General features: G+C 40.2%; 24 protein-coding genes. 13 read left to right on the top strand and 11 right to left on the bottom strand.

The window, feature by feature from the left end; all coding sequences use genetic code 11:
- Positions 1–28: 28 nt before the first annotated feature.
- From acnD to H5120_RS09935, 5 genes are all read left to right on the top strand, one after another.
- On the top strand, positions 29–2638 hold the full coding sequence (acnD, locus tag H5120_RS09955) for a Fe/S-dependent 2-methylisocitrate dehydratase AcnD (RefSeq protein WP_182674252.1): 2610 nt from the start codon (positions 29–31) through the stop codon (positions 2636–2638).
- 11 nt (positions 2639–2649) lie between these two features.
- Entirely contained in the window at positions 2650–3816 is a 1167-nt protein-coding gene (prpF, locus tag H5120_RS09950) for a 2-methylaconitate cis-trans isomerase PrpF (protein ID WP_182674251.1), read from the top strand.
- 501 nt (positions 3817–4317) lie between these two features.
- On the top strand, positions 4318–7356 hold the full coding sequence (locus H5120_RS09945; protein WP_182674250.1) for a hypothetical protein: 3039 nt from the start codon (positions 4318–4320) through the stop codon (positions 7354–7356).
- Positions 7357–7418: 62 nt separating this feature from the next.
- Positions 7419–8510, top strand: a complete 1092-nt coding sequence (locus H5120_RS09940) for a hypothetical protein (RefSeq protein ID WP_182674249.1) — start codon at positions 7419–7421, stop codon at positions 8508–8510.
- A 9-nt stretch (positions 8511–8519) separates the two neighbouring features.
- A complete protein-coding gene (locus H5120_RS09935) occupies positions 8520–10400 on the top strand; it encodes a hypothetical protein (protein WP_182674248.1) in 1881 nt (626 codons plus the stop codon).
- Positions 10401–10533: 133 nt separating this feature from the next.
- On the opposite strand, the gene H5120_RS09930 is transcribed toward H5120_RS09935, so the two are convergent.
- Positions 10534–11175 (bottom strand): CPBP family intramembrane glutamic endopeptidase, encoded by a 642-nt coding sequence (locus tag H5120_RS09930; protein ID WP_182674247.1) that lies wholly within the window; start codon positions 11173–11175, stop codon positions 10534–10536.
- Between the two features lie 66 nt (positions 11176–11241).
- Positions 11242–11817, bottom strand: a complete 576-nt coding sequence (locus tag H5120_RS09925; RefSeq protein ID WP_033028426.1) for an inner membrane-spanning protein YciB — start codon at positions 11815–11817, stop codon at positions 11242–11244.
- A 191-nt stretch (positions 11818–12008) separates the two neighbouring features.
- Between H5120_RS09925 and H5120_RS09920 the strand changes: the two genes are divergently transcribed.
- Positions 12009–12278, top strand: coding sequence for an HU family DNA-binding protein (locus H5120_RS09920; RefSeq protein WP_007375441.1), 270 nt, complete (start codon positions 12009–12011; stop codon positions 12276–12278).
- Between the two features lie 357 nt (positions 12279–12635).
- Positions 12636–13214, top strand: coding sequence for a type 1 glutamine amidotransferase domain-containing protein (locus tag H5120_RS09915; RefSeq protein ID WP_182674246.1), 579 nt, complete (start codon positions 12636–12638; stop codon positions 13212–13214).
- 65 nt (positions 13215–13279) lie between these two features.
- On the opposite strand, the gene trpA is transcribed toward H5120_RS09915, so the two are convergent.
- Genes trpA through H5120_RS09885 form a run of 6 tightly spaced genes read right to left on the bottom strand, consistent with a single transcriptional unit; the run spans position 13280 to position 19868 of the window.
- Positions 13280–14101 carry a tryptophan synthase subunit alpha gene (gene trpA, locus H5120_RS09910; RefSeq protein ID WP_182674245.1) on the bottom strand — a complete coding sequence of 274 codons (822 nt, stop codon included), beginning with the start codon at positions 14099–14101 and terminating at the stop codon, positions 13280–13282.
- Positions 14098–15282 carry a tryptophan synthase subunit beta gene (trpB, locus tag H5120_RS09905; protein ID WP_182674244.1) on the bottom strand — a complete coding sequence of 395 codons (1185 nt, stop codon included), beginning with the start codon at positions 15280–15282 and terminating at the stop codon, positions 14098–14100. The genes trpA and trpB overlap by 4 nt, the downstream gene beginning before the upstream one ends.
- Positions 15283–15289: 7 nt before the next feature.
- Positions 15290–16654, bottom strand: a complete 1365-nt coding sequence (trpCF, locus tag H5120_RS09900; protein WP_182674243.1) for a bifunctional indole-3-glycerol-phosphate synthase TrpC/phosphoribosylanthranilate isomerase TrpF — start codon at positions 16652–16654, stop codon at positions 15290–15292.
- On the bottom strand, positions 16647–17684 hold the full coding sequence (gene trpD, locus H5120_RS09895) for an anthranilate phosphoribosyltransferase (RefSeq protein WP_182674242.1): 1038 nt from the start codon (positions 17682–17684) through the stop codon (positions 16647–16649). Before trpD ends, trpCF begins: the two co-directional genes overlap by 8 nt.
- 11 nt (positions 17685–17695) lie before the next feature.
- Positions 17696–18298 carry an aminodeoxychorismate/anthranilate synthase component II gene (locus H5120_RS09890; protein WP_008138352.1) on the bottom strand — a complete coding sequence of 201 codons (603 nt, stop codon included), beginning with the start codon at positions 18296–18298 and terminating at the stop codon, positions 17696–17698.
- A gap of 1 nt (position 18299) precedes the next feature.
- Positions 18300–19868, bottom strand: a complete 1569-nt coding sequence (locus H5120_RS09885) for an anthranilate synthase component 1 (RefSeq protein WP_182674241.1) — start codon at positions 19866–19868, stop codon at positions 18300–18302.
- Between the two features lie 464 nt (positions 19869–20332).
- On the opposite strand from H5120_RS09885, the gene H5120_RS09880 reads away from it, so the two are divergent.
- The 5 genes from H5120_RS09880 to H5120_RS09860 all read left to right on the top strand — a co-directional run bounded on the left by H5120_RS09880 (position 20333) and on the right by H5120_RS09860 (position 23928).
- A complete protein-coding gene (locus H5120_RS09880) occupies positions 20333–21187 on the top strand; it encodes an RNase RNM (protein ID WP_002961577.1) in 855 nt (284 codons plus the stop codon).
- Positions 21184–21804, top strand: coding sequence for an L-threonylcarbamoyladenylate synthase (locus tag H5120_RS09875; protein ID WP_002961576.1), 621 nt, complete (start codon positions 21184–21186; stop codon positions 21802–21804). Before H5120_RS09880 ends, H5120_RS09875 begins: the two co-directional genes overlap by 4 nt.
- 6 nt (positions 21805–21810) lie before the next feature.
- Entirely contained in the window at positions 21811–22647 is an 837-nt protein-coding gene (locus tag H5120_RS09870; protein ID WP_182674240.1) for a ScpA family protein, read from the top strand.
- A 146-nt stretch (positions 22648–22793) separates the two neighbouring features.
- On the top strand, positions 22794–23336 hold the full coding sequence (locus H5120_RS09865; protein WP_182674239.1) for a cytochrome b: 543 nt from the start codon (positions 22794–22796) through the stop codon (positions 23334–23336).
- Between the two features lie 10 nt (positions 23337–23346).
- The gene (locus tag H5120_RS09860; protein ID WP_182674238.1) at positions 23347–23928 is read left to right on the top strand and encodes a YceI family protein; all 582 of its coding nucleotides are present in this window, start codon (positions 23347–23349) and stop codon (positions 23926–23928) included.
- 84 nt (positions 23929–24012) lie between these two features.
- Here the strand turns inward: H5120_RS09860 and H5120_RS09855 are convergent, their stop codons facing one another.
- Both H5120_RS09855 and H5120_RS09850 read right to left on the bottom strand, forming a co-directional pair.
- On the bottom strand, positions 24013–24855 hold the full coding sequence (locus H5120_RS09855; protein ID WP_182674237.1) for a transporter substrate-binding domain-containing protein: 843 nt from the start codon (positions 24853–24855) through the stop codon (positions 24013–24015).
- A 139-nt stretch (positions 24856–24994) separates the two neighbouring features.
- Entirely contained in the window at positions 24995–25162 is a 168-nt protein-coding gene (locus H5120_RS09850) for a hypothetical protein (RefSeq protein WP_002961566.1), read from the bottom strand.
- 370 nt (positions 25163–25532) lie between these two features.
- Between H5120_RS09850 and H5120_RS09845 the strand changes: the two genes are divergently transcribed.
- Positions 25533–26084, top strand: a complete 552-nt coding sequence (locus H5120_RS09845) for a hypothetical protein (protein WP_182674236.1) — start codon at positions 25533–25535, stop codon at positions 26082–26084.
- On the opposite strand, the gene H5120_RS09840 is transcribed toward H5120_RS09845, so the two are convergent.
- A complete protein-coding gene (locus tag H5120_RS09840) occupies positions 26081–26884 on the bottom strand; it encodes a hypothetical protein (protein WP_182674235.1) in 804 nt (267 codons plus the stop codon). The two genes, H5120_RS09845 and H5120_RS09840, sit on opposite strands and share 4 nt — an antisense overlap.
- Between the last annotated feature and the right edge of the window lie 113 nt (positions 26885–26997).

Raw genomic sequence — 26997 nt, 5'->3', positions numbered from 1 at the left:
ACCGTCACCAAATTAGCGAACCCTTACCATGACCATAATTAATAACACCCAATACCGTAAACCTTTACCTGGCTCAAACGTCGACTATTACGATACGCAAGAAGCCGTAGATGCAATTAAGCCAGGTGCATACGCCACACTACCTTATACATCGCGTGTATTTGCCGAAAACCTAGTACGCCGATGCGACCCTGCCATGTTAACCGATGGACTTAACCAGCTAATTGAGCGAAAGCAAGATTTAGATTTTCCGTGGTATCCGGCGCGGGTAGTGTGCCACGATATTTTAGGGCAAACAGCGCTTGTTGATTTAGCAGGTTTGCGTGATGCAATTGCAGCCAAAGGCGGCGACCCCGCAAAAGTGAATCCGGTAGTACCCACGCAGTTAATAGTGGATCATTCACTAGCGGTAGAGCATGCCGGTTTTGATCCTGACGCATTTGAAAAAAACCGCGCCATTGAAGACAGACGAAATGATGACCGTTTTCACTTTATAAACTGGACTAAAACAGCGTTTAAAAATATTGACGTGATCCCACCGGGTAACGGCATTATGCATCAAATTAATCTTGAAAAAATGTCGCCGGTTATTCAAAACCGAGATGGCATTGCATTCCCAGATACCTTAGTTGGTACCGACAGCCACACGCCTCATGTTGATGCGCTGGGTGTTATTGCTGTGGGTGTAGGCGGGCTTGAAGCTGAAAGCGTTATGCTGGGCCGTGCTTCTTATATTCGCTTGCCTGATATTGTTGGTGTTGAGCTAACAGGCAAGCGCCAACCCGGTATTACCGCAACCGATATTGTGCTGGCTATTACTGAATTTTTACGTGAGCAACGTGTTGTTTCTACTTATTTAGAGTTTTACGGTGAAGGTGCAGACGCGCTTACACTTGGTGACAGAGCAACCATTTCGAACATGACACCTGAATTTGGCGCAACTGCAGCCATGTTTTATATCGATGATAAAACAATAGATTACTTGCGTTTAACAGGGCGTGAAGAAGAACAAATTGCCCTTGTAGAAAACTACGCAAAAACAGCAGGCCTTTGGAGCGATAGCTTAAAAACCGCAAAATACGAACGTGTACTTAAGTTTGATTTATCAAGCGTGGGGCGCAATATTGCCGGTCCATCTAATCCGCATCGCCGTGTATCGACAAGCGATTTAGCTAAAGAAGGTATTTCGGGCGTTGTTGAAAATGAAGAAGGCTTAATGCCAGACGGCGCATGTATTATTGCCGCGATTACTAGCTGTACTAATACTAGTAATCCACGCAATGTAATTGCTGCAGCACTCCTTGCCCGTAACGCAAATGCTAAGGGTTTAATGCGTAAACCTTGGGTTAAAACTTCATTAGCACCGGGCTCAAAAGCGGTGCAATCATACCTTGAAGATGCAAACCTACTAACAGAGCTTGAGCAACTTGGCTTTGGCATTGTTGGTTTTGCGTGTACTACCTGTAATGGTATGAGCGGGGCGCTTGACCCTGTTATTCAAAAAGAAGTAATCGATCGCGATTTATACACTACAGCGGTGCTTTCGGGCAATCGTAACTTTGATGGGCGCATTCATCCTTATGCTAAGCAAGCATTTTTAGCGTCACCTCCTTTAGTTGTTGCGTACGCTATTGCAGGCACTATTCGCTTTGATATTGAAAAAGGGATACTTGGACAAGATCAACAAAGCAACGATATTACGCTTAAAGATTTATGGCCATCAGATGAAGAGATTGACGCAGTAATTAAGCACAGTGTTAAGCCAGAGCAATTTAGAAAAGTATACGAGCCTATGTTTAATTTAACCGTAGATTACGGTGAAGATAACGACCCACTTTACGATTGGCGCCCAGAAAGCACCTACATTCGTCGCCCTCCTTATTGGGAAGGTGCACTTGCGGGTGAGCGCACTATGAGTGGTATGCGCGCGCTTGCAGTACTTGGCGATAACATTACAACGGATCATTTATCACCATCAAACGCGATTATGGCAAGTAGTGCGGCTGGCGAATACTTAACTAAAATGAACGTCCCAGAGGAAGACTATAACTCGTACGCAACGCACCGGGGCGATCATTTAACAGCGCAGCGTGCAACCTTTGCTAATCCAAAGCTGCTTAACGAAATGGTACTTGATGAAAACGGCCAAGTTAAACAAGGTTCTTACGCACGCTTAGAGCCACAAGGTACTAATACCCGTATGTGGGAGGCAATCGAAGCCTACATGGAGCGTAAACAACCACTTATTATTGTAGCCGGTGCCGATTACGGTCAAGGTTCGTCGCGCGATTGGGCTGCAAAAGGGGTAAGACTTGCAGGCGTTGAAGTAATAGCAGCAGAGGGCTTTGAGCGTATTCACCGTACTAACCTAATTGGTATGGGGGTTTTACCGCTTGAATTTAAAGCAGGCACAACGCGTAAAACCCTAAAGCTGGATGGCAGTGAAACGTACGATGTAACGGGCGATGTAAAACCAGGCGCCACCGTTAATTTAAGTATTACCCGTAAAGATGGTGAAGTACTCACTGTGCCTATGAAGTGCCGTATCGATACCCAAGAAGAGCTTTCTATTTACGCGGCTGGCGGTGTGTTACAACGCTTTGCTCAAGACTTTTTAGAAGCAACGAAATCTGCATAAGGGCAAACACTATGTTTAAACCGCAAATTAAAGTGCCTGCAACCTATATGCGTGGCGGCACCAGTAAAGGTGTGTTTTTTAATTTAACTGATTTGCCAAAGCCTGCTCAAGTAGCAGGCGAGGTGCGCGATAATTTATTACTGCGTGTTATTGGCAGCCCCGATCCGTATGCTAAGCAAACGGATGGAATGGGCGGCGCTACATCAAGCACCAGTAAAACCGTAATCCTAAGTAAAAGTGAGCAAGCCGACCACGATGTTGATTACTTGTTTGGTCAAGTGGCGATAGATAGACCTTTTGTAGATTGGAGCGGTAACTGCGGTAACTTAACGTCAGCAGTGGGGGCTTTTGCTATTAGTAATGGTTTGGTCGATAAAAGCAGAGTACCTAATAACGGTGTTGCTATTGTGCGTGTGTGGCAGGCTAATATTAAAAAAAGCATATTAGTGCATGTCCCTATGACCAATGGCGAAGTGCAAGAAACCGGTGACTTTGAGCTCGATGGCGTTACATTTGCTGCAGCTGAAGTAAAACTTGAATTTATGGACCCCGCTGATGGCGATGGCGCGTTATTTCCAACAGGTAACGTAGTTGATGACTTAGAGGTTCCAGGTATTGGCATTTTAAAAGCAACAATGATAAATGCAGGTATTCCTACTGTATTTATCAACGCCGCTGATATTAATTATACCGGCACAGAGCTGCAAGACGATATAAATAACGATGTTGCAGCGCTTGAAAAGCTTGAAACTATTCGTGCTTATGGCGCCGTTAAAATGGGCTTAATCACTGATATTAATGAAGCGCAAGCTCGCCAACATACACCAAAGGTTGCGTTTGTTGCAGCGCCTTTAGATTACACTGCATCTAGTGGTAAATTTATTGAGGCTGCCAACATTAACTTACTCGTGCGCGCAATGTCGATGGGTAAACTGCATCATGCCATGATGGGCACAGCCGCTGTAGCTATTGGCACTGCCGCAGCAATTGAAGGCACACTTGTTAATATAGCCGCTGGTGGCGGTGCATTGAGTGAAGTTAACTTTGGTCACCCGTCGGGCACGCTAAAAGTAGGTGCTGAAGCTAAAAATACTGCAGGTAATTGGCTAGTTACCAAAGCAAGCATGAGCCGCAGTGCACGAGTATTAATGGAAGGGGTTGTAAGAGTCACTTACTAATCACTGGTGAAGTTAAGCGCAACTAAACATTTATTTTAGTTAAGCAAACAAATTTTATAAACGTTTGCTTAGCTAAAGTAAAACCTACTCACACTCGTTATAAATAATCCTTTTTCATTAATTTTTCGAATTATCGTCTTTTTTAGCTCTCATCCACCGCATTTACTTGAAGAATATAATTAACAAACTAGATTATATGTAATATTCATTTAATAAAGTGAATATATTGTATCAATATGTGCTGGTTCTTTATGAGTGTCTATAGGTTATTGAATAATAGAGATGCTGATAAAGAAGTAGCTCATAGAATAAAGATAAATACTTCTATAAAACGTATAAATATGTAGCATAACTATATAGCTTAATGGTATTTTTAATGTTCTAGTAACAAAAGTTATGATTGTGTACTTTTTTGATGCTTTTTGAATATAAAAGCTTACATAAATCACTATCAACTAAACTAATTTCTGATACTCATTCCAGGCTATCAAGGAGAAATAAATGGTAAAGCGTACGATCAAATTTACACCTATTGCAGCTTCAGTTGCACTTACATTAGGCTTAACAGCATGTGGTTCTGATAACGACAGAAATATTCCTGTTACACCTGTAGAATCTTTCACTGCAACGGGCGATGCACAATTTAACATTGAAGTAACAGGTAAAGCAGTTAAAGGTTCAATGAAAAGTGCAGTAGTAACTGTAATGACTTTAGATGCATCTGGTCAAAGCGTTCCTGTTGCATTTCGCTCAGCTGCTTCAGCAGAGGCTGAGTCTTTTTCTGAAGAAGCACTATCACAAGATGCTGCAGATGCAGCGGTAGAAGCAAGTAAAATTGCCGCTAACCCTGAAGTGCTAACTGATGAAAACGGTCGTTACAGCATCTACCTAGATGATGATTTTACTGGACCTGTTTACATTACTGTTAAAACGTCTGAAGAAGGCGATGATAGCTTTTTACGTTGTGATGCTTACGTAGGTTGTGGCACTTACGATGAAGCGCCAGAAGTTGACGACGAAAATGATGGCGATACTGATATTGAGTTTGGCGAATGGTACAAAACTGACCTAGAGCTTTCAGTTGTTAAGTTTATTCCAGCTGTTGAAGCAGATACATCTGGAGCGAGCGGTGCAGCTGGCGACGATAATGTTATAGGTTCTTATAAAGCTAATGTTACTTTTTTAACATCGTTAGTGGCGGGTCTTCTTCTTGACTCAGGTTCAAGTGTAGATGAAGACGCTATTGCTACAGCTAGCTTAAACACTGTTGTACAAGTGATGGGTCAAGACGCAGCACTTTTACTTTCTGCTATTATTGGCGATTTATCTAACGGCGGCGCTGTAGATTTAAGTAATGTTGATGGCGAAGAAGAACTTACTGACGGTATTTTAGCAATTGCACAGCTTTCATCTTCAATTCAAGGTTTACCTTCAATTGGTGATGTAATGAGCAGCATTAAAGCTGGTATTAAATCAGGCCAGTTTAAAGGTAATACTGACGCTGGCATTGCTGCAATAGCTACAATGTTACAAACAGCAATTACAAATACTGCAAACATTTTTGTTGCTGTAGCAACGGGTGATGAAACTGCAATTGAAAACGCTTTAAAAGCGGCATTCTCTGCTAACAACCCTAATGCAACACAAGCACAAATTGATGCGTTTGCCGCTAATTCAGTAGGTATTGCTAAAAAAGCAAAAGCAGCTAAAGACAAAGCTGTTAAAAATGGTGCAGCAACTGATGCCGGCCTTGCAGCCGCTGCAGTAAAAGTTAAAAAAGCACTAGAAGTAATTGGTTGTACTGGTGCAGAGTGTACAGTTGGAGATGATTTTTATACAGCTCTAGCAGCTGCTTTAACAGTAGAAGTTACAGCTTCACAGACTGCACTTACTGCATTAGAAATGGATATTGAAACAGCTCAAAGTTCACTTGCTGATGTTCAAGCAATGGGTGGCGATGCTCTTACAGCTGATAACGCAGCTGCATTTGTAAGCGCTGTAACATTACTGAAAAATGAAGCTGCTACTGCTGGTTTAACAGCTAAAGCGGGTTCTATTTTTGTTAAATCACAAGGTTATGTAACTGCTGCAAAAGCGTTAGTTACTCAAAGCTCTGATTACCAACAGATTCTTGATTCTGCAACGTCTTTACAAACAGATGCAGGTGTTGCTGTAACTGACACCGTTGCATACGACGCTGCATTAGCTGCACTAGTAGCGGAAGCAGAAGAAGCGATTGAAACGTTTGATATTGCTCTTGCTGCTGCAAAACTAGTTGCTGAAAACACTGCAGACGTTGCTGATGAGAAAAAATCAGCAGCAGACACAGCTGAAGCAGCTTCTACAAGCGCACTTGCTAACGCAGAAGGTGCAATGGTAGATACAGCCGCAAACGCAACTGAAGCTCTTGAGCTTGCTATGACTGCTGTTACTGCTGCGTCTGATTTTGCTGCTGCTGTTGATGCACTTGAAATTGCTATTGAGCAAGCACTTGTTGCTGCTAATGCTTACCTAGACCTTGAAGGCGAAGGCGCACAAGCAATGATTGATGCGCTTACAGCTATGCAAACAGCTGCTGTAGCTCAAGGTGAACTAGCTAGCGAGCAATTTGTAACAGCTTATAACCTACAACTTGTTGCTGAAGCGGCGGTTGCTAAACTTGAAGTACTAACTTCTGTTAAAGCTACATCAGAGTCATTATCGACTATGACTGTGCTTACTAATACTGGCGGTCAAGCGGTTATCGATGCAGCAGACGTTCTTGCTGACGTAATTGATGAACTAGCTGAAATGGGTAACTCAGGTGAAGGTACTTCTACTCGTCAACCTGATTGGTCATATAACTATGACTTAGATGCGTTAGTTTTAGAATTAGAGAACGAAACTACCGGTGAAATGATCAGTGCTTCAGCTTCTTACCAAGGCGAGCAATTAGTTGTTGCTTGGGGCGCTACATTAATGGGTGAAAATGACGCAACTGTGTCACTTGTTACGGGTGAAAGTCGTACTGCAGCTCTAGAAGAGTGTGAACTGTTTGCTGACGGTACGATTATTGATCCTACGCAAATTGATTCATGTTTAATATTCACATTTGATGGTGCAGTAAATGCTGACACAGTTGATGACGCTGAAATCGTTAACACTGAAGCTTGGAACCACGTTGAAATTATGGACGGTGATTCTGGTTTCACTGGTATGCTAAACCTTACTGCAACTGAAGAATCAGATTCTTCAAGTATTACACTTGAAGGTATGTCTGGCGACTTAGACTTTAAAGTAATGGGTATGGTTGACAGTAGTGGTGATGAAGATGAAAGTACATTAGAAGTTATGGTTAAAGGTGACGCAGCAATGGGTTACACATTATCTCTAACTGGTATGGAATCTACAGGTTACACTGGTGATGTTAAAGCTATGTACAATGGCGAAATGATGTCATTTGGTACTGCTTCTAAAGTTACTAACGGTGTATCTATCACTTACATCGATGGTGATGTAGTGCCTTACACTGATGTTGATTTAATTGATTCATCTAAGTAATATTTAAACTATAAAAGGGGAAAGCAGCGCTTTTCCCTTTTTTTATAGAAAGCGATTAAATTATGAAAAAAAAAATTCTCTTGTTAGGATTTTCAACAGCTTTTATTTCTCCTCTTGCTTCCGCATATAACCAATTTCAAATATTTACTCATTTTGACGCAGAAATTTATACTGAAGCACAACCAGTACAAGCCTTTGTAGATGATTTTGATGCACCATTAAAATCGGGTGACAGTGCATTTACCTATAATATTTTTGAAGTGGGTGTTGGCTACGGTAATTTTAAAGTGGGTTTACAAAGTCGTTATGACTATGTTCTTAACTTTGATCCTGATACAGCTAAATATACTCATACCGAAAAGAATGATTTAGAGTTTGAAGATAGATTTTATACTTATTACCTCGATGCTAAACAAGCAACGTCTAATGGTGTATTCGTATCTTATGATTTTAAATTTTTAGATAAAAATGCATTAACAATAACACCTAAACTTTCTGTCTTTGCCAGCTCACACTATCAAGATGCCACTGTAAATGGTGAGATTTTTAGTGATGAAGTTGAAGGTGCTGTAACTGTCGATTACAACTTTTCAAAAGATATTTTATTTAAAGAATTTACACCTTCACAAAAGCCTGAAGGGCTAGGCTATAGCTTAGATATTTTTGCCGATTGGCAAGTAAATGATGAGCTTAAAGTTGGTTTTAGCGTAAAAGATTTGCTCTATAAAACTCAGTACGAAGACAGTGGCTCCGTAAAGGGTCAAACTACTGAAATTCCATTTAGCGAAGATGATAACGGCGATATTATTACTCAGCCAACAGTTTCATTAAAAACATCTGCATTTGGAAATACGGTATCTCATGATTTCGAGATGGAAATGCGACTACAAGCATTTGCCGATTACAGAATAAACGACCGATTTTCGACTCAGTTAACTTTAAAACGTTATGATAAAGACACGTTTAGCCAATTAAAAGGCCGTATTCACTTTTGGGATCATTGGCGAGTACAAGCAGGCTACGAAACAAAAAGCGAAGCATTTTTAGTTGGTATAGAAAACGAATATTTTGGTCTTAATTTACAAACTGATAGCCTAGATTTAGATAAAGCCTATTATGCGAATGTGAATTGGTACGTGAACATTAAGTTTTAAGGAATGAAGATGTTAAAACAAATTATACCTTTAGGGATCGCTATTGCATTGGCAGGTTGTGGTTCTTCATCAGACAGTGACAGTTCAGAATCTGTTGCAGTGAGTGAAATTGCTACATCTTCTTCTGTGAGTTTTTATGTATCTAATTGGCAATCACCACAGGGCACGCTTAATGTTTTAGATAGCGATGGGGTGGTGCAAGAATCTATTGAAGTCGAAAATATCAATACTGCGAGTGTAAGTGTAACTCCACTTACTTTTAATAGTTTTGAGTTTATACCAAGCGATACCACTCTACCTTGTCCGCGATTTACAGGGTGTGGCAGAACTGTGCGTGGTGATGTAAATGACTTAAACGCAAACCGGTTAATCGATTACCAAGAATTGACAGCCGTTACTCTTAATTACAAAGCGGATGCATTTAGTGCACCGGGTGTAAATAAGGTTTATTTATCACCATTGAGCAAAGCAATTACAGAAGAAGGCTTTAGTGCTACACAGGCGAGTTTATCAGCCACGCCTTTTTATCATTTAACGCACAGTAATTTAAATGCAAGTGTTGAAGCAGAAATGGTGACAAATGCCTTCACCTACGCGGCAATTTTAGCTGGTGTTGCTGATAGTTCGTTTAGTGTTAAAAGTGCTTTTAATGCATTTACTAACTTGGAGACTGACCAGCAAGCATGGCAAGATTACAGCGACTTAGCAGCGCAGTATGTTACAGACAACTTGTTTAGCGACCAAGGTAATGCTTTGCTGAAAAATGTAGCTGGTCAAGTTAAGCAAACGATTGCAAGTGTAACTACATTTGCAAATTGGCAGGCTCGCTCAGCAGAAGTGCAAAGCTTAGACTCAAGAGAGTTACTTGTTGATACGCGAAATATAATTGGTGTTGCAAGACTTCAAGAAAAAAGCTATTCAGATGAATTAGACGCAAAATTTACTGAGCTTGAAGGTGCGTTTGATGAAGATACACAAAGAACCCTTGATGCACTTAGTAATGCTTTAAACGAAGTTATCACAAATTATTCACCACTAGCTGATGGCTCTACACCATCAGGGCAATATAAGCTTCGTGATTTAGATATTGATTACAACCAATCACCTTATACTTGGGCTATTACTGGCACATATGATGAGTTACCTATAACCATTGATTTATCAATTCCAACTTTCAGAGTAAGTGGTGTATTAGGTAATAAAATCGAAGGTGTAATGAGCGCAACGGTCACAAATGGTACTACGGTATTAAGTGTGGATGTAAGTGAGTTGCTGATTGAGTTTGATGGCATAGATGCTCAAAGTGAATTAAACCCAGAAGCCGATACGGGTATTACACAGGTAACCACCAACGTAATTATCAATAAAGCAGCGGGCAAACTCGAAGGTGATTTATCAGTAAACTTAAACCGTTTTGTTAATTCACTAGGTGAGGAGTCAACCACGTTATCTACTTTTGATTTTAATGGTGATTACGTAAGCGACATTCAAAACACTGCATTTCATATCACAGCAGTAGAGGCTTCGCCTTTTGTTGGTGAAGATAATGACGATTTAGCATTTACTTTTGAATTAGATTTTCCATTGAGTGGTGCAAGCGATTTTAAATTTGCGTACGTAGGCGATGTGGAAAACCTATCAGAACTTACCTCTACAGATATATTTGTTAGCATACAAAATCGCGCGTTAGATTTACGTATTCGTGATGTTAGTGGCAACATTAATCTAATAGCGAAAGGCGAAAATGGACGTTGGTTAGATGTAAAGCAAAAGGGCCGTAATTACAGTGGCGGTTTATATTTTGGTGATACTAAACTAGCTGATGTTACTGCGGTACGTGGTATTCCTGGTGTTTTATTTCCAAATGGTGAGTTTGAGTCGTTATTTTAACCATTAGATTAAATATTTAAAAACTCAGCATATGCCTTACAGCTCAGCGCTTTTTGCGATGAGTGAAGTGTTTTTATAGCTATTCAAAATCCGATATTAGTTTCTGATATCGGATTTTTTAATGTTTGTTATATTAGTTAAATGCGCCTGAATCGAGGTAGCTGCCAATCCCGAGTGTAAACATCCATAGCCCCCATAAGCTGTGTTCAATAACACACACGACCGTTGAGCGGCTTTGTGCGTAGGTATACGCAAACAGTAAACCGCCCAAAAAGGCTAAGGCTACTGCAATCCAATTGGCATACACAATATGCGCCAGCGCAAATACACTCGCACTGACTACAATACGCACTGCTTTTTTTGGCATGATGCGTTTATAACGATGAAAAAAATACGTTCGGAATATTAATTCTTGAGGAATAACCGACAGTATTGGATACAGCACCAATAGTAAAAGCCAACCATTAAATGAGTTACGGGGAAGGGTAAACCAGTTGCCTTGATGAATAATCCCGTAAAACATGCCTGAGAACAGCGCACCTAAAAAAAAGAAGCTAAACACACGCCTTTTAACAGCAGAAAATTGCCCAAGGCTTGTGAGTCTAAACCGTTTAAAATGGGGATCGCCTAGTAGCAACATACAACACACACTCATAAGTATAATAAGCGCAGGGATAAGCCAATTAGCTAAATGCTCGCGTAATCCAAAACCTAACAAGGGCAGCAATATAAAAATGAGGGTAAATTCAAACCAGCGGTATTGATTAGCGTTCAAGGTCGTCTCAACTTGCTTTTTTTAATAAGCTAACAAGCTAAGACGACACTTTTATGACGAGGGGGCTTACTTTGCTGTTTCCTCTTCATCAGGGAGGTATTTGTACAAGGCAATAATGGTGGCAAAAATGCTTACAAAAGTAATACCCATTAAACCAAACACTTTAAAGTTAACCCAAAAGTCGAGCGAAAAATTGTATGCAATATAAATGTTTAGTGCCGCTATACCAGCAGTTATAACAACCCACATTAGGTTAAGCTTATCCCATAATGGTTCTGGGACAACAATGGCTTGTTTTGTATCATTAGCGTTTTCGAGGATTGAGCTAAGCGCTTTTTTAACGAGATTTTTATTAAGTACATAACGGCTAACAAGTAACGTTAAACTTAAACCTGCATATATGAGTGTTGCTTTCCATTTTATGTATTGCTCATCATGAAGTACCAGCGTTAGCGTACCAAACACGGCAGCAATGCCAAAAAATATCCAATGACGAGTAGGCACATTGCCATGTTTAAAGTAGCTATAAGCAACTTGAATAAGCGTAGTGGCCATTAATAAACCAGTAGCCCAATAAATATCGACGAGTTTAAACACTGCAAAAAACAGTATGAGTGGAATGTATTCAATTAATGCGTGCATATACTACCTAAATTATACAAAAAAGAGTCAAAGGCTTTTTACCACATAAAGCTTAGCAACTACAAGGTTGACTTGTTGCCCTGTAACCCTTAGCCTGCGTGGCTTTATTACCAATTTGGTTTGGTATTTTTCATATCATCATATTCCCACGCTTAACCAACACTGATTTGGCGTGTATTTAGGAGCCTAAAATGAATAAAGCAGAACTCGTTGCAGCCATTGCACACAAAAGTGAATTAACAAAAAAAGATTCTCAAGCGGCACTTTCAAGCTTGCAAAAAGTCATTACTAAATCGCTTTCTGAGGGCGATCAAGTTCAAATTAATGGCTTTGGTACCTTTGCGCTAAGTTATTACCCAGCGCGTACTGGGCGTAACCCACAAACAGGGGCTGCAATTGAAATAGAAGGCGCAAATAAAGCGGTTTTTAAACCGGCTAAAGCGTTAAAAGACCTGCTTTAAATAGCATTACTTAGCTTGGTCGTTGACTGAGCTTTGCGTGGAGTTATTAAACATAAAATTATGGGCTTTGCCCATCACGCCAACAAGTTGTGCGTCTACAAAATAAACATAATGCCGAGCGTTAGTTGTAGGCGTTGGGCTTGCTCACGCGAGAAGCGAAGCTTCTGTATTTAAATCACCACGTAGCAAAGCTATGTCTGATCTATGTAGTTTTTTCATCCCTTCTAAATGATTTACATGGCATTATAAATCCTACTTAAATTAACTCCTTTATTTTCAATTGCTTGTTGTCGGCACGCATCGTGCTTTTTTAATTGTGTATTTTAAATATACCTTTAAGAAAATAAGGAGATCTCAATGAGTACATTACAAACAAGCACACGTTTACAAGGCAAAAAAATCGCAATTTTAGCCACTGATGGGTTTGAGCAAAGTGAGCTTTTATCTCCACGCAGCGCATTACTTGATGCTGGTGCAAACATCGAAATAGTATCAATTAAAGAAGGCAAAATTACTGGCTGGGATGAAGACAAGTGGGGCGATAAAGTAACAGTAGATAAACTAGTTACAAACGCGGATCCTGCTGATTATGACGCGCTTATGCTTCCTGGTGGTTTATTTAATCCAGACAGTTTACGCCAAGATAAAGATGCTAAAGCATTTATTGATGGCTTTTTTGGCGCAGAAAAAAACAAACCCGTTGCTGCTATTTGCCACGCACCGTGGTTATTAGCTGAAATTAATAAATTGCGCGACCGTACTATTACTTCTTTTCCTAGTATTAAAAGCGATTTAATTAATGCAGGTGCTAATTGGGTTGACCAAGAAGTATGTGTAGACCAAGGTTTGGTAACAAGCCGAAGCCCAGCTGATTTAGAAGCATTTAATGCTAAATTTATTGAAGAGATTTTAGAGGGTAAACACCAAGCTCACTAATTTGCTTTTTTTTAAAAAAAAAGGGCATTCTAAATGCCCTTTTTTAATGCGTAAATTTACACTTTTTATAATGCGGTTGCCGCTTTCATTTCACTAACAAATGCTTTTAACTGCGTTGTCATTACGTCTAAATCGTTAAGGTTAGCTTCAATAATTTTAACTACAGCAGAGCCTGAAATAGCACCTGCTGCGCCTGCATTAAGTGCCGCTTTTACATCATCTGGTGTTGAAATACCAAACCCTAAAAGAGCAGGAGCTGCATGGTATTCTTTTAATTTAGTGACTATATTACCCGCTGGCATTTGTGCTTTAGTATCGGTACCGGTAACACCTGCGCGCGATAGTAAATACGTATAACCACGACCGTAAGAGGCGCATTGGCGAAGTGTGTCATCATCCGCATTAGGTGTTGCAATAAAAATTGGGTCTACACCGTTATCCATCGCCGATTTTCTAAATATTTTAGATTCATGCAGAGGCACGTCAGCCACTAAAATAGAGTCTACACCTACCGCTTTTGCATCTTTATAAAATGCTTCTATGCCGCGCTTAAAAACAAGGTTTGAGTAAAGCAATAACCCAATTGGAATATCGGCGTTATACTCGCGTATCTCTTTAATAACATCAAAGCAATCTTGCGTGTTAATGTGCACATCAAGTGCGCGAATATTAGCTTTTTGAATTACAGGGCCATCCGCAATCGGATCAGAAAACGGAATACCAAGCTCAAGTGCATCAGCGCCGCCGTCAATTAGGCTTTTAATAATCGCAACACTTTGCTCTTTACCTGGGTCGCCAATCGTTACAAATGGTACAAACGCACCTTGTTTTTGCTCGTTAAGCGCTGCAAACATTTTGCCGTAACGATCCGTTTTTACTTGGCTCATAGCTGACCTCTTTCAGTTAGTACATTGTGAACGTGTGCTAAATCTTTATCGCCACGACCACTCAAATTAATCACTATAACACTTTCCTCGGTTTGCTCCTCTGCGTATTTAAGCGCATAAGCTAACGCATGGCTTGATTCAAGCGCCGGAATGATCCCTTCGTTTTTAGCAAGTGATTGAAACGCATCAAGCGCTTCTGTATCAGTGATACCCACGTATTGCGCTCGACCGGTTTCGTGTAAAAATGCGTGCTGAGGACCAACCGCAGGGTAATCAAGACCCGCTGATACAGAGTAAGACTCTTCAATTTGGCCATCATCATTTTGCATAATGTACGTGTAAGTACCGTGTAATATACCTTTAGTGCCTTTACAAATTGTTGCACCGTGATCATTTGTATCAAGCCCTTTACCAGCAGGCTCAACACCAATTAATTTAACGCCTGGCTCGTCAATAAAGTCAGTGAACATACCAATTGCGTTTGAACCACCACCAACACAGGCAATTACAGCGTCAGGTAAACGACCTTCGGCTTTAAGTACTTGTTGTTTAGCTTCTTCACCAATAACTTTTTGATACTCGCGTACAATTGTTGGGAATGGGTGAGGACCTGCAGCTGTACCTAGTAGGTAATGCGCGTCTTGATAATTTGCTGACCAGTCACGCAGGGCTTCATTTACTGCATCTTTTAATGTGCCAGAACCCGCTGTTACCGGAATAACCTCTGCGCCCATTAGCTTCATTCTAAATACGTTTGGTTGCTGACGTTCAACGTCTTTTGCGCCCATATAAATTCGACATTTTAAACCCAGTAATGCACATGCAAGCGCTGTTGCAACGCCGTGTTGACCGGCACCTGTTTCAGCAATCACTTGTTTTTTACCCATGCGCTTAGTAAGTAACGCTTGGCCAAGTACTTGGTTGGTTTTATGTGCGCCGCCGTGTAATAAGTCTTCACGCTTTAGATACAGTTTTACTTTTGGGTTTTTAACTAAATTGCGCGTTAAAGTAAGTGGGGTAGGACGACCCGCATACTCGTTTAATAATTTATTTAGCTCAGCCTGAAACTCAGGATCTTTTTGTGCTTTGTTAAATTCGTTTTCTAACTGCTTAAGCGCAGGGACAAGTAACTCGGGTACAAACATACCGCCAAACTCGCCAAAATAAGCTGGATTTTGCATTTTAACCTCAATAATTTCTGATGCTTGTAAAAGCATTATGTAATTTGTTAGAGCACTTTTTACCCGCAGATTCTTCAACGCCTGAGTTTAAATCAAGGCCTAAGGCACCTTTAAAAAGCGCATCTTTAATATTGTCTGGATTTAAGCCTCCAGCGAGCATAAACGGAGTGGTTGCATCATGAAGCACCGACCAATCAAATGTTTTACCTGTACCGCCAGCTTGTGTATCGCTGTGTGTATCGTAAAGGTGTCGGTCAACGCCATTTACAGGCGTTGGCAATGCATCTTTTATTGCTTGGGCTTTCCAAATCTCGCAGCCGGTAGGCAACTGTGTACGCAACTGAGCAATGTAATCGTCACTTTCTTGACCATGTAATTGAACTGCCGCCAATTTTAGCACACTTGCGTATTGAGCAACTTGATCAATTGGGGCATCTACAAACACACCCACAAAATTAAGCGGGGCACTTTGGCTAAGCTCTTTTGCGCAATCTAAATCAACATAGCGTGGCGATTTAGGATGAAAAATTAAACCACCGTAAATAGCACCGTTTTGATATGCCGCTTGTGCATCTTTGGTACGTGTTAAACCACATACTTTATTGTCACCTAAAATAACACGGCGACATGCTTGCTCTAAATCACGCTCGCCCATAAGTGAGCTGCCAATTAAAAAGCCATCACATAATGGGGCTAAACGTTTTACGTCTTGATGGGTGTAAATACCCGATTCCGAAATAACCACTTTATCAGCCGGAATTAGTTTGCGTAGTTTTTCGGTAGTGGCTAAATCGGTGCTTAAATCGCGTAAATCACGGTTATTAATACCAATAATTTGTGCATCAAGCGCAAGTGCACGGTGTACTTCTTCTTCATTACTTACTTCGGTTAATACCGACATATTCAGAGAATCGGCAACTGCGTGCAGTGCCTTATAGCTTTCGTCATCGAGTACTGAAAGCATCAGTAATATAGCGTCACCGCCATAAATACGCGCCATATATACTTGGTACTCATCTATAAAAAAGTCTTTACAGATAAGCGGTTGTTCTACTTGGCTGCGCACAAATTCGAGGTAATCAAAACTGCCTTGAAAATATTTAGCATCAGTTAACACGCTCATGCAGGTAGCGTATTTTTTATAAACCGATGTGATTTCGGTTAAATCAAATGGCTCTCTAATTAGCCCTTTTGAAGGCGATGCTTTTTTACACTCTAAAATAAACTGTGTGCCTGGGGCGGCTAATGCTTTGTAAAAGCTACGGCTTGTGGGCACTGCAAGGTGCTTAAAGCTTTCAAGCGGGCGTGCGGCTTTACGCTCAATTAGTTCTAATTTTTTATCAGCAACAATTTTGTTTAATACATTAGCCATTACTTACCTCAATAATTGCATTTAGTGTGTTCATGGCACGCCCTGAACTTAATAATGTTTGTACTTGCTTTGCCCCTTCTTTTAACGTTACTGCTTTACCTGTTAGGTATAAAAGGGCAGCTACGTTAACCACAATGGCAGCATTATGTGCATCTGTGCCTTTGCCTTGTAAGATGGCAAGGCTAGCATTTGCGTTGTATTGTGGGCCTTCACCAGCGAGTTGTTCAAGTGAATAGTTTGCAAGGTCAAAGTCGCTTTGGTTTAGCGTGTACTGTGTAAGCTCGCCATTATTTAGCTCAACTACCGTTGTTGGGCCGTGTAGAGCTATTTCGTCAGTGCCCGAGCCGTGAACAATCATAGCGCGCTTTGTGCCAAGGGTTTTAAGTGTTTGTGCCATTGGCATACACAACGCTTCGTTGTACACACCTAACAATTGCACATCAGGTGCTGCTGGGTTAGCAAGCGGGCCTAAAATATTAAAAATAGTGCGTGTTTTAAGCGCTGTACGCACGCCCATCGCATGGCGTACGCCACTGTGATAGTGCGGTGCAAACAAAAAGGTAAAATTGGTTTGCTCAAGGCATTTTGCTGCCTGCTCTGGGCTCATATCTATATTAATGCCCAACGCTTTTAGTAAGTCGGCAGAGCCTGAATTACTCGATACACTGCGATTACCATGTTTTACCATGTTAATGCCGGCAGCAGCGGCAACTATGGCTGCTGTTGTGCTTATATTAATTGTGTTTGAGCCATCGCCGCCAGTGCCACAGCTATCAGCAAGTTGTGTACTGCTGGTAGTAAAAGCAACAGCGTTTTCGCGCATTGAGGCTGCAGCACCTGCTATTTCATCGCTTACTTCGCCTTTAATTTTAAGGCTTATTAGCAGGGCGGTTAGCTCAATCTCGCTCATGTTACCTTGCATTATTTCATCAAACAGTGCTTTGGCGTCTGCGTAGCTTAATGATTGCCCTGTAATTAGTTGTTCAATAGCGTGTTGAACATTTATGGGTTGTTCTGGTTGTGTACTCATAATGTCCTCTTTTATTTAGCGCGTGTTAAGTAAGCGACACTTTGCTGAAGTAGCATTGCGCCGTTTGGCGTCAGTATTGATTCTGGATGAAACTGATAACCCAATGCGTTGTCATCATGATGATAAATTGCCATTGGGATATCTTCGTACTGGGCAATAACCTTTATATTATCAGGCACTTTTGTTGCCATTAATGAATGGTAACGTGCTACAGGCATTGTATTGCCCATACCATCAAATACAGGATGTTCACCTAAATTAATAATTGAAGACTTACCATGTACGGTTTCACCCGCGTGACCGATTACTCCGCCATAGCTTTGTGTTAATGCTTGTTGGCCTAAACAAATGCCTAGCATTGGGAAGTGGCCTTTAGAGAGCTCAATAAGCTCCATTAAGCAGCCTGCATCGCTTGGTGTGCCAGGCCCAGGCGAAAGTACTAATAGCACTTGGCCTTGCTCTTGGCGCATTTTATTAAAAATAACCTCAGCGCTAATGTTGTTTCTATAAACAACCAGCTCGCAACCAAGCATCGTAAGCTCATCTACAAGGTTATATGTAAATGAGTCAAAGTTATCTAAAAAATAGATTTTAATAGGATTCGTTTTACTCATTTTATACCGCCTTATAGGTAGATTTTATGGCGGTGATAACCGCTTGTGCTTTAGCGCGAGTTTCGTTTGCTTCTGAAATAGGATCTGAGTCAAACACTACACCTGCACCTGCTTGCACGTAGGCTATGTTATTTTTAACAAAAGCAGAGCGAATTACTATACAGCTATCCATTGCGCCATCACCGGTTAAGTAACCTACAGCGCCGCCATAACTGCCACGGCGTTTCCCTTCAGTCTGACGTACAAGCTCAGCAGCACGTACTTTTGGTGCACCAACAAGCGTGCCCATGTTCATACACGCTTGGTAAGCGTGCAGTGCATCAAGTTCTGGTTTTAATGTGCCAACAACGCGTGAAACTAAATGCATTACCTGTGAATAGCGGTCTACTTTTAATAACTCTTTGGCAAAACGAGTACCTGCAATACTAATGCGGGCTACGTCATTACGCGCTAAATCAACAAGCATTAAATGCTCGGCGCGCTCTTTTTGATCGTTTCTTAGTTCCAGCTCAATGCGGCTGTCTAAGTCGGGGTTTATTTGCCCGTTAGCAAACTTGCCACGCGCTCGAGTACCAGCAATTGGGTAAACTTCTACTTGCTGATTACTTACGTCGTACTTAAGGGCCGACTCAGGAGACGCGCCAAATAATGCAAAGTCTTCATCGCGCATATAAAACATGTAAGGGCTTGGGTTTTGCTTTTTAAGCTGGCTATACGCATGTAAAGAATCAGGGCAAGGTAGTGAAAATGTACGCGACGGCACTACCTGAAAAATATCGCCATCTACAATGTTCTTTTTAAGCTTAACAACTTGCTCGCAATACGTTTCGTCGCTTATATCAACGTTTACTTCACATTCGCCACTTTGCATATCCGCACTAAATTCTGCTGCGTTATCGCACAGCGTATTTAACCGCTCAAGCTCTTTACCTACTTCAAAGCAGTTAGCGTGTACGTCTGGGCCATTAAATACATTACCAATGAGCTCAGTTGTTTGCTTTTGATGATCAATAACAACTAAGGTTTCGGCTAAGTAAAATACGTAATCTGGGCAGGTGTTTTCGCCATCAGGTACATCACTTAATTGCTCAAAGTTTGCCACCATGTCGTAGGCAAACACACCGCCTAAAAATACCGAAAACGGATTTTCGGTAGTGCTTTGAATACTGTTAATACAGGTACGAAGAGCGCTGAAAGCGTTATCGGCAACAAGCTTACTTGCTTCGTCTATATCGCTGCTGGTGTCTTGGTAGTTAAGTGTTAGCGTTGTGTCGTTTAATTGTGAATCACAGCTCTTAACATTTGCTTGTAAGTAGCTTAATAATTGCTTGCCGTTATTAGATTGTGCGCTAACAGTTACCGTTTTACCCTTACATACAATGCGCAGGGCGCTATCAACTAAAATTAAACTTTTTACACTGTCTTTAGAATCAATCTCAGCCGATTCAAGCAGTAGTGAGTTAGGCTTATCAAGTGCCGCGTATAATGCAAGAGGGCTACTAATATAGTCGCGTACTTGCGTAATGCTTGTTACTTCGCCTGGTGTGGTAGTTATATGACTAAAAATCAAACCTCATTCCCTCAAAAAATTAAACCCCGCAGTGCTTTTGCAATGCGGGGTTTGAATAACGATATCTAAATTACAAACAGATCATTACCGTCCCGCTATATCAGGCGCCACCACCAACGATGTGTAAGAGTAAGACCGTTATTCATGTTTTTCTGCCTCAAAATTTATTAAATATTTTTAACGTATACGTTTCGTAAAATTTAGTTATAAAAAAACCCGCATAGTTGCGGGTTTTGAATTTTTGCTAGACACGACAATTCATCACCCGATAATTACGAGTGCCACCACCAAATAGTGTTTAAGTTTGAATTGATCATTATTGTTAATTCTTAATGTGTCTGAAAGTGGCTACAGTAAAACGTATCTTATGCTTTTGTGTCAAGTGTTTATTTAAAACAATTTAGTCAAAAAAGTTGTTATACTTACATAAACACCAGTAACCCTTAATTTTAAGCAGTTTTCTTTTGATAAAATACGATTTACATAGCCATACTACACATTCAGACGGGCGTTTAACGGTTGAAGAATTATTGCATCGCGCTGTTGATAAAAATATTGATGTGTTTGCTATTACCGATCATGACACTGTGGCGGCTATTAAGCCTGCTCAGCAATTTATTGAAGCAGAAAACTTACCGCTTTCATTAATAACGGGTACCGAAGTGTCTACCAAATGGGAAAGCTTCGAAATTCATATTGTAGGTTTAAATATTGATATTAATAATATTGACCTTACCTCTTTATTATCGGCTCAGCAGCAAAAGCGAGAAGAGCGTGCACTAGAAATTGGCGCACGCCTTGCAAAAAATGGTTTTGATGGCATTTACGAGCAAGCTAAAGAGCTGGCAAAAGACGCGCAAATTACGCGCGCACATTTTGCACGTGCCCTTATTGAGCGCGGTGTAGCTAAAAATTTCCCGGGTGTTTTTAAAAAGTACTTAGGGCGCGGCAAAACAGGCTATGTACCTAGTTGCTGGTGCACCATGCAAACCGCTGTAGAGGCAATACATGCCGCTGGTGGTGTTGCTGTACTTGCGCACCCAAGTAGCTATCAAATGTCAAACAAGTGGCTACGCAAATTATTAGTAGAATTTAAAAGTGTAGGAGGAGACGCAATGGAAGTTGCACAACCTCAACAGGCGCCAAGCGAACGTCAATTTTTAGGTGAACTCAGTCGTGAGTACGAACTACTTTGCTCGCAAGGGTCTGATTTTCATTTTCCGACAAGCTATTTAGAGCTTGGCAAAAATTTATACTTACCGAAAGACTGCCAAGGTGTTTGGCAAGTTTGGGAAGGACAAGAAGGGGCATTAACATGAGTCAATTATTCCATATTCATCCTGATAACCCGCAACCAAGACTGATTAGTCAAGCCGTTGATATTATTAAACAAGGCGGCGTTGTTGTTTACCCAACAGATTCGGGCTATGCCATTGGCTGTAACATTGGTAATAAGCAAGCCAAAGAGCGCATAGAGCGTATTCGTGGTATTGAAAAAAACGATAATTTTACGCTAGTCTGCCGTGATTTATCGGAGCTATCTACTTATGCACGTGTAGATAACCAGCTATTTAGATTAATTAAAAATAATACGCCAGGGCCTTATACCTTTATTTTTAAAGGCACAAAAGAAGTCCCTAAGCGTTTATTAAACGACAAGAAAAAAACCATTGGCATGCGTGTAATTGAACACCCAATTGCTTGTGCGTTACTTGCCGAACTTGGCGAGCCGTTAATGTCGTGTTCTTTAATTTTACCCGGGCAGCAGTTTACTGAATCAGATCCGGATGAAATATTAGAGCGATTAGATAAACACGTTGATTTAATTATTCACGGTGGTCATTTAGCCGAGCAAGCAACCACAGTAATCGACTTGTCGGAAGATGAAGTTAAAATATTGCGTGTTGGCTGTGGTGATACAAGCCCGTTTGAGTAATAACAAGTGAGCGAAAGTACTGCTGATACAAAAAGTAGTGAAAAGCCAGTGCAGCAAAAGCTGCCACTGGCTTTTTTGCATGGTAAAGCGGTTGTAGATAAACCAGAAGACTTATATATTCCGCCCGATGCGCTCGAAATAATATTAGAAACCTTTGAAGGCCCGCTCGATTTACTGCTTTATTTAATTAAAAAGCATAAGCTTGATGTGCTCGATCTTTCTATTTTTAGTATTACAGAGCAGTATGTAAGTTACGTTGAAATGATGACCGAGTTTCAACTCGAACTTGCCGGTGAATATTTAGTAATGGCTGCGTTACTTGCACAAATTAAGTCGCGTTTATTACTCCCTGTTCACGAAGAGCTTGAAGAGGAAGAAGACCCTCGCGCTGAGCTTGTTAAACGCCTGCAAGAATATGAGTTATTTAAAAAAGCCGCCGAAAACCTCGATGATATCCCCCGTGTTGGGCGTGATATTTTTATAGCGCATGCCGCTATGCCAATAAATGAAGACATAAGTCAAAACCTCCCTGATATTGAACTTAAAGACTTAATGCTGGCGTTGAGTGATGTTATGGCGCGAGCAAAAACGTTTGAGCATCATCAAATTACTGCTGAAGTACTCTCAACCCGAGAGAGAATGAGCCAAATATTACAGCAACTATCGCAAGCAAACTCGGCAGTGGTATTTAATGCGCTTTTTACCCCAAATGAAGGGCGAAGTGGTGTAGTGGTTAGTTTTATAGCTATGCTTGAGCTTATTAAAGAAGGACTTGTTACCTGTTTGCAAGTAAGCCCAGAGAGCTTAATTTATGTCAGCTTGAGCGAGCAATCAACCCTATAAACTTATCTGTTTAATCCTCAACTTCTAAAAACTGACTTTAATTATCAAAGTTCTGTGCGTATACGCACGTAAAGTGTTTGTAAATGCTATTTTCATTTACGGCTATGCACTATATTGTAACGTCATAGCATTATAGGACTTTACACATGTTTAAAAATACACCTTCATCTTACGGACTTGTCGCTATTATTTTACATTGGCTCATGGCGCTGACTATTTTTGGCCTGTTTGGTTTAGGTTTATATATGGTTGAGCTTACTTATTACGATAGCTGGTATAAAGGCTCGCTCGATTTACATAAAAGTATTGGTATTACGCTTGTGGCCGTATTTTTATTTAGAATTTTATGGCGTGCTTTATCTACACAACCTAAACCATTAGGTGAAAGTAAAGGCATGAACCAATTAGCACATACTGCGCATATTGCTATGTATATTATTTTGGCCGTTATAGCTGTTTCAGGGTATTTAATATCAACTGCAGACGGGCGTCCAATAGAAGTGTTTACCTTATTTAACGTATCAGCACTTGATTTTGCATTTGATGACCAAGCCGATATTGCAGGAAAAGTACATTATTATGGCGCGTGCACATTAATCGGGTTTGCAGTATTGCATGCACTAGGGGCGTTAAAACATCACTTTATCGATAAAGATAAAACCTTAATCAGAATGATCAAACCATTATAGGATGATTAAAATGGAAAAATTATTAGTAAGCACAGCCGTTTCGGCTGCAATGATGTTATCGGCAACAGCCGCTAATGCAGCTGATTATGTAATTGATACAAAAGGCGGGCACGCATCTGTTAACTTTAAAATTAAACACTTAGGTTACAGCTGGTTATATGGTCGTTTTAATACTTTTGACGGCACATTTAGTTACGATGCTAAAAATCCTGATGCATCAAAAATTATGGTAAATATTGATACCACTAGCCTTGATTCTAACCATGCAGAGCGCGATAAGCACTTACACGGTAAAGATTTTTTAAATGTGGATAAATACCCAAAAGCGACATTTAAAAGCACCAGCATTAAATTTGATGAAGATGGTGAAGAGGCTGACGTAACCGGCGAATTTACGCTGCATGGCGTAACTAAAACTATTACCTTTGAAATAGATAAAGTGGGCGAAGGGAAAGATCCGTGGGGTGGATACCGCGTAGGTTTTGAAGGCGAAACCAGCCTTAAACTTACCGACTACGGTATTGATTACAACTTAGGGCCTGCATCTACTCATGTTGATATTATTTTATCAATAGAAGGCGTTCGTAAGTAATACAGCTATTGAATATAAAAACGCCACTTACTGTGGCTTTTTTTTTGCTTAACAGAAACTCAAATTAAGCGACTTTGAATTTGCTTATTTTGCGCTATTAATGCGCGATTTTAATAGAGGCCTTAAATCCTCAGGCAACCAGCGCATAAGTAAATCGTTATAAGCCTGCGTTTTTTTAATAACTTTAAGCTGCTCATTAAGAATAGCGATGTCTTTTGCGCCTTGCTCGTTTTTAGTACAACCAATAAAGCCATAACTGAGCGCTGGAGATTCGGTTAATGGACGCTGCGTTAAGTTTTCTTCAAAGTGCATTGATTTAGCTAAATAGTAATGCTCGCTTGGGTAACCTAACAAAATATCAATTCGTTTTAGGTTAAGCATATATGTGAGGCTCGCTAGGCTATCGCGTGTGGGTCTAATTACTAAATCAATGTTGGGTGTACTGTTTATTAAAGTATCTATCTCTTGGCCGTAAGAGCGGCTCATAGAAACTCCAAGAGTTAGTTTTTTATCTTGTATTAAATTGAGTAGTGATACTTCTTTTGATTCCGCTATATTTAGTGCTTTGGCGAGCTTTTTATGCATTGCTATTGAAGGCGAGAGGCCCGTTGTTGAGCTTTCGTCTGTGAAATAAATATGCTCTTTTCTGTAATCATTTTTATAAAGCGATAACGCACAAACATTATTTGAAGTATTAGACAGCTCTTGAATTACTTTACCTGAGGGGATAAGCATGCGGTTAAAGGTGATATTAGGAAGTTGTTTTTCAAGTAAAGAAATTATGCTTTCGTCACGGCCTTGGTGTTGATATTGACCATTTAAAATATAATAGGGTGCAAAATCGTGCGCTAGCCAGTTTATGGTTCTAGCATTGCTTATTGAGCTCAGACAGAAAAAAAGTAAGAAAGTTAAAAATATACGGAGCATTACAACAGCTACCAGTAATTATTATTGTAAAACTATTGTAACCAATAAAGGGCTAAAAAGTAAAATGCCAGCAACAAGGCTGGCATAATATCTTATCAATAATTGCAATAATAGAATGGCAATTAAAGTTGTATGTTGCTTAGTTAGCTTTTAGCCACTTAACAAACTGGCGTGCATCACTCGCTTTTTGAAATAATGCATTTTTTAAACCTTGTGTATCACTGAAGATTACACGATGTTTGTTTACTGAAATTGATTGCACTGGATGTGCTATTTGGATCATAGACCCGTTATATTTATAAGACATAATAAAACTCACTTTATTCTTGTTATTTATTCTGCGCTATATTTGTATAGCAAATTGCAGTCAATAAATTAACGATGTTGTGTTTAGCTTCATTACAGTGTTGACGATCTTTATGACACTTTTGCGATGATAGTAAAAAATCATCTCGGTATTATTCAAGGGGTTCTCGCCGTACAATAACTTAGCTTTCAAATATACGTTTTGCGGGGCTTACTGGATCAGGGTAAATGGTTAACCGCGGCGGTTTCTTTAAACCAGAGAGGGAAGGTAACTTATATATAAATTGTGTGCAAGCTATTTATTATAAAAATATTTATAATAAATCTTATCAACTGCTTACAAAGCCCATTTTAGTTACCAAAGGATAAGTATGAATTACCTAATAGTGAGTGATATTTATGGTTTAACCCCTGCTTTAAGTAAGTTATCACAAGCAATTAGTTCAAATTTAGTGATTGTTGACCCATACAATAACAAGATTCAAGCTATTGAAAGTGAACAAGATAGTTATAATAATTTTATACAGCAGTGTGGCCATGACAAATACACGCACAAACTTAAAAAATGCTTTGATAGTTTAAAAGTGCCGACCACATGTATTGCGTTTAGCGCAGGGGCAAGTGCAGCATGGCGGGCACAGTTATTAACAGGCAATACACACCTTAAAAAGTTAATTGGCTTTTATCCGTCGCAAATTCGTAATTATTTAGCGTTAGATGCAAATGTACCCTGTGAATTCATATTCCCAGAAAGTGAGAGTCACTTTAATGTTGATGAAGTTATTAAAGCTTTAAGCACCAAAGCGGGTGTTAAGTGCTATAAAACCAATTTTTTGCATGGTTTTATGAACGAGTACTCAACCAATTTTAATGCGCAAGGGCTGGTTGAATATAGTAGCTATATAAAACAGAGCAGCCGTTAAAGCGTGTTTAGCTGCTTTTTATTAATATCAGGAAAATCAGTACGGGTATTATATTTTGCATACAGCGTTGTAAAAATGCTGCTGCTGGATAACTTATCTAACTCTTTTATAAAGGTTTTAGCACTAGAACGAGCGGGTCTACAGCATGTTTGATACTGTTTTATTATACCCGCGACAGATAAACCATGTTTTTGTAGCTTAAGGTCGGCCTGTGCAAAAAAAGCCGCACCCGTCCAATAAACACGTTGTTGGGCGCGTTGTTTCCACATATCGGCAGAGAGCTTATTGAGTGGCTGTGTTTTAGTTTTGGTTTGCAGGCGGGCACGATCAAATCCTGCATTTAAACGTTGTACAAACTGCGGCTGGGTGATTATACCGCTGTCACGCATTATTACGTTTTGCATATAACTGGCAAAACCCTCGCTTAGCCAAAAACCGGAGTAGGGAAGTAGCGGCAAATATAAATGCGAAAGTTCATGGTATAGCGTCCAATCTTTAGTGAATGCATTTAAACTGGCGTAGCGATCTATATGTAGTTCAATCCCATCGGGGTTATTGCGCTTAACTGTAGCCCAAGGTACAGGCTCAAAAGCAAAGTATTGCGGTTTTAAATAAATAGGCAAAGTGGTTTGCTTTAAAGGCCCCAGTGTATTTTGTGTTTTTTCAACACTTTGATTAACCCATGTAGACACCGTATTTTGAGCATTACTTGAGAGCGAGCTAAGGTTATGTATGACTACTTCAACGGCTAATACGTTAAAAGAGCTGATTGATAGTAGCAGTACAAAAAAGAATTTCATTAAAATGCTCCACTGTAATTTAATAACTGATACGCCAGGCTTAATATACAAGACCAACTAAATGAATAAATAATCACGCCTAATTCTTTATTTTTTAAAATGATAGTAACTAT

The organism is Pseudoalteromonas sp. SR43-2 (assembly GCF_014163885.1).
Classification (GTDB): domain Bacteria; phylum Pseudomonadota; class Gammaproteobacteria; order Enterobacterales; family Alteromonadaceae; genus Pseudoalteromonas; species Pseudoalteromonas distincta.
The sequence above is the reverse complement of the archived record's forward strand: the minus strand, read 5'-3'. Positions and strand labels throughout refer to the sequence as shown.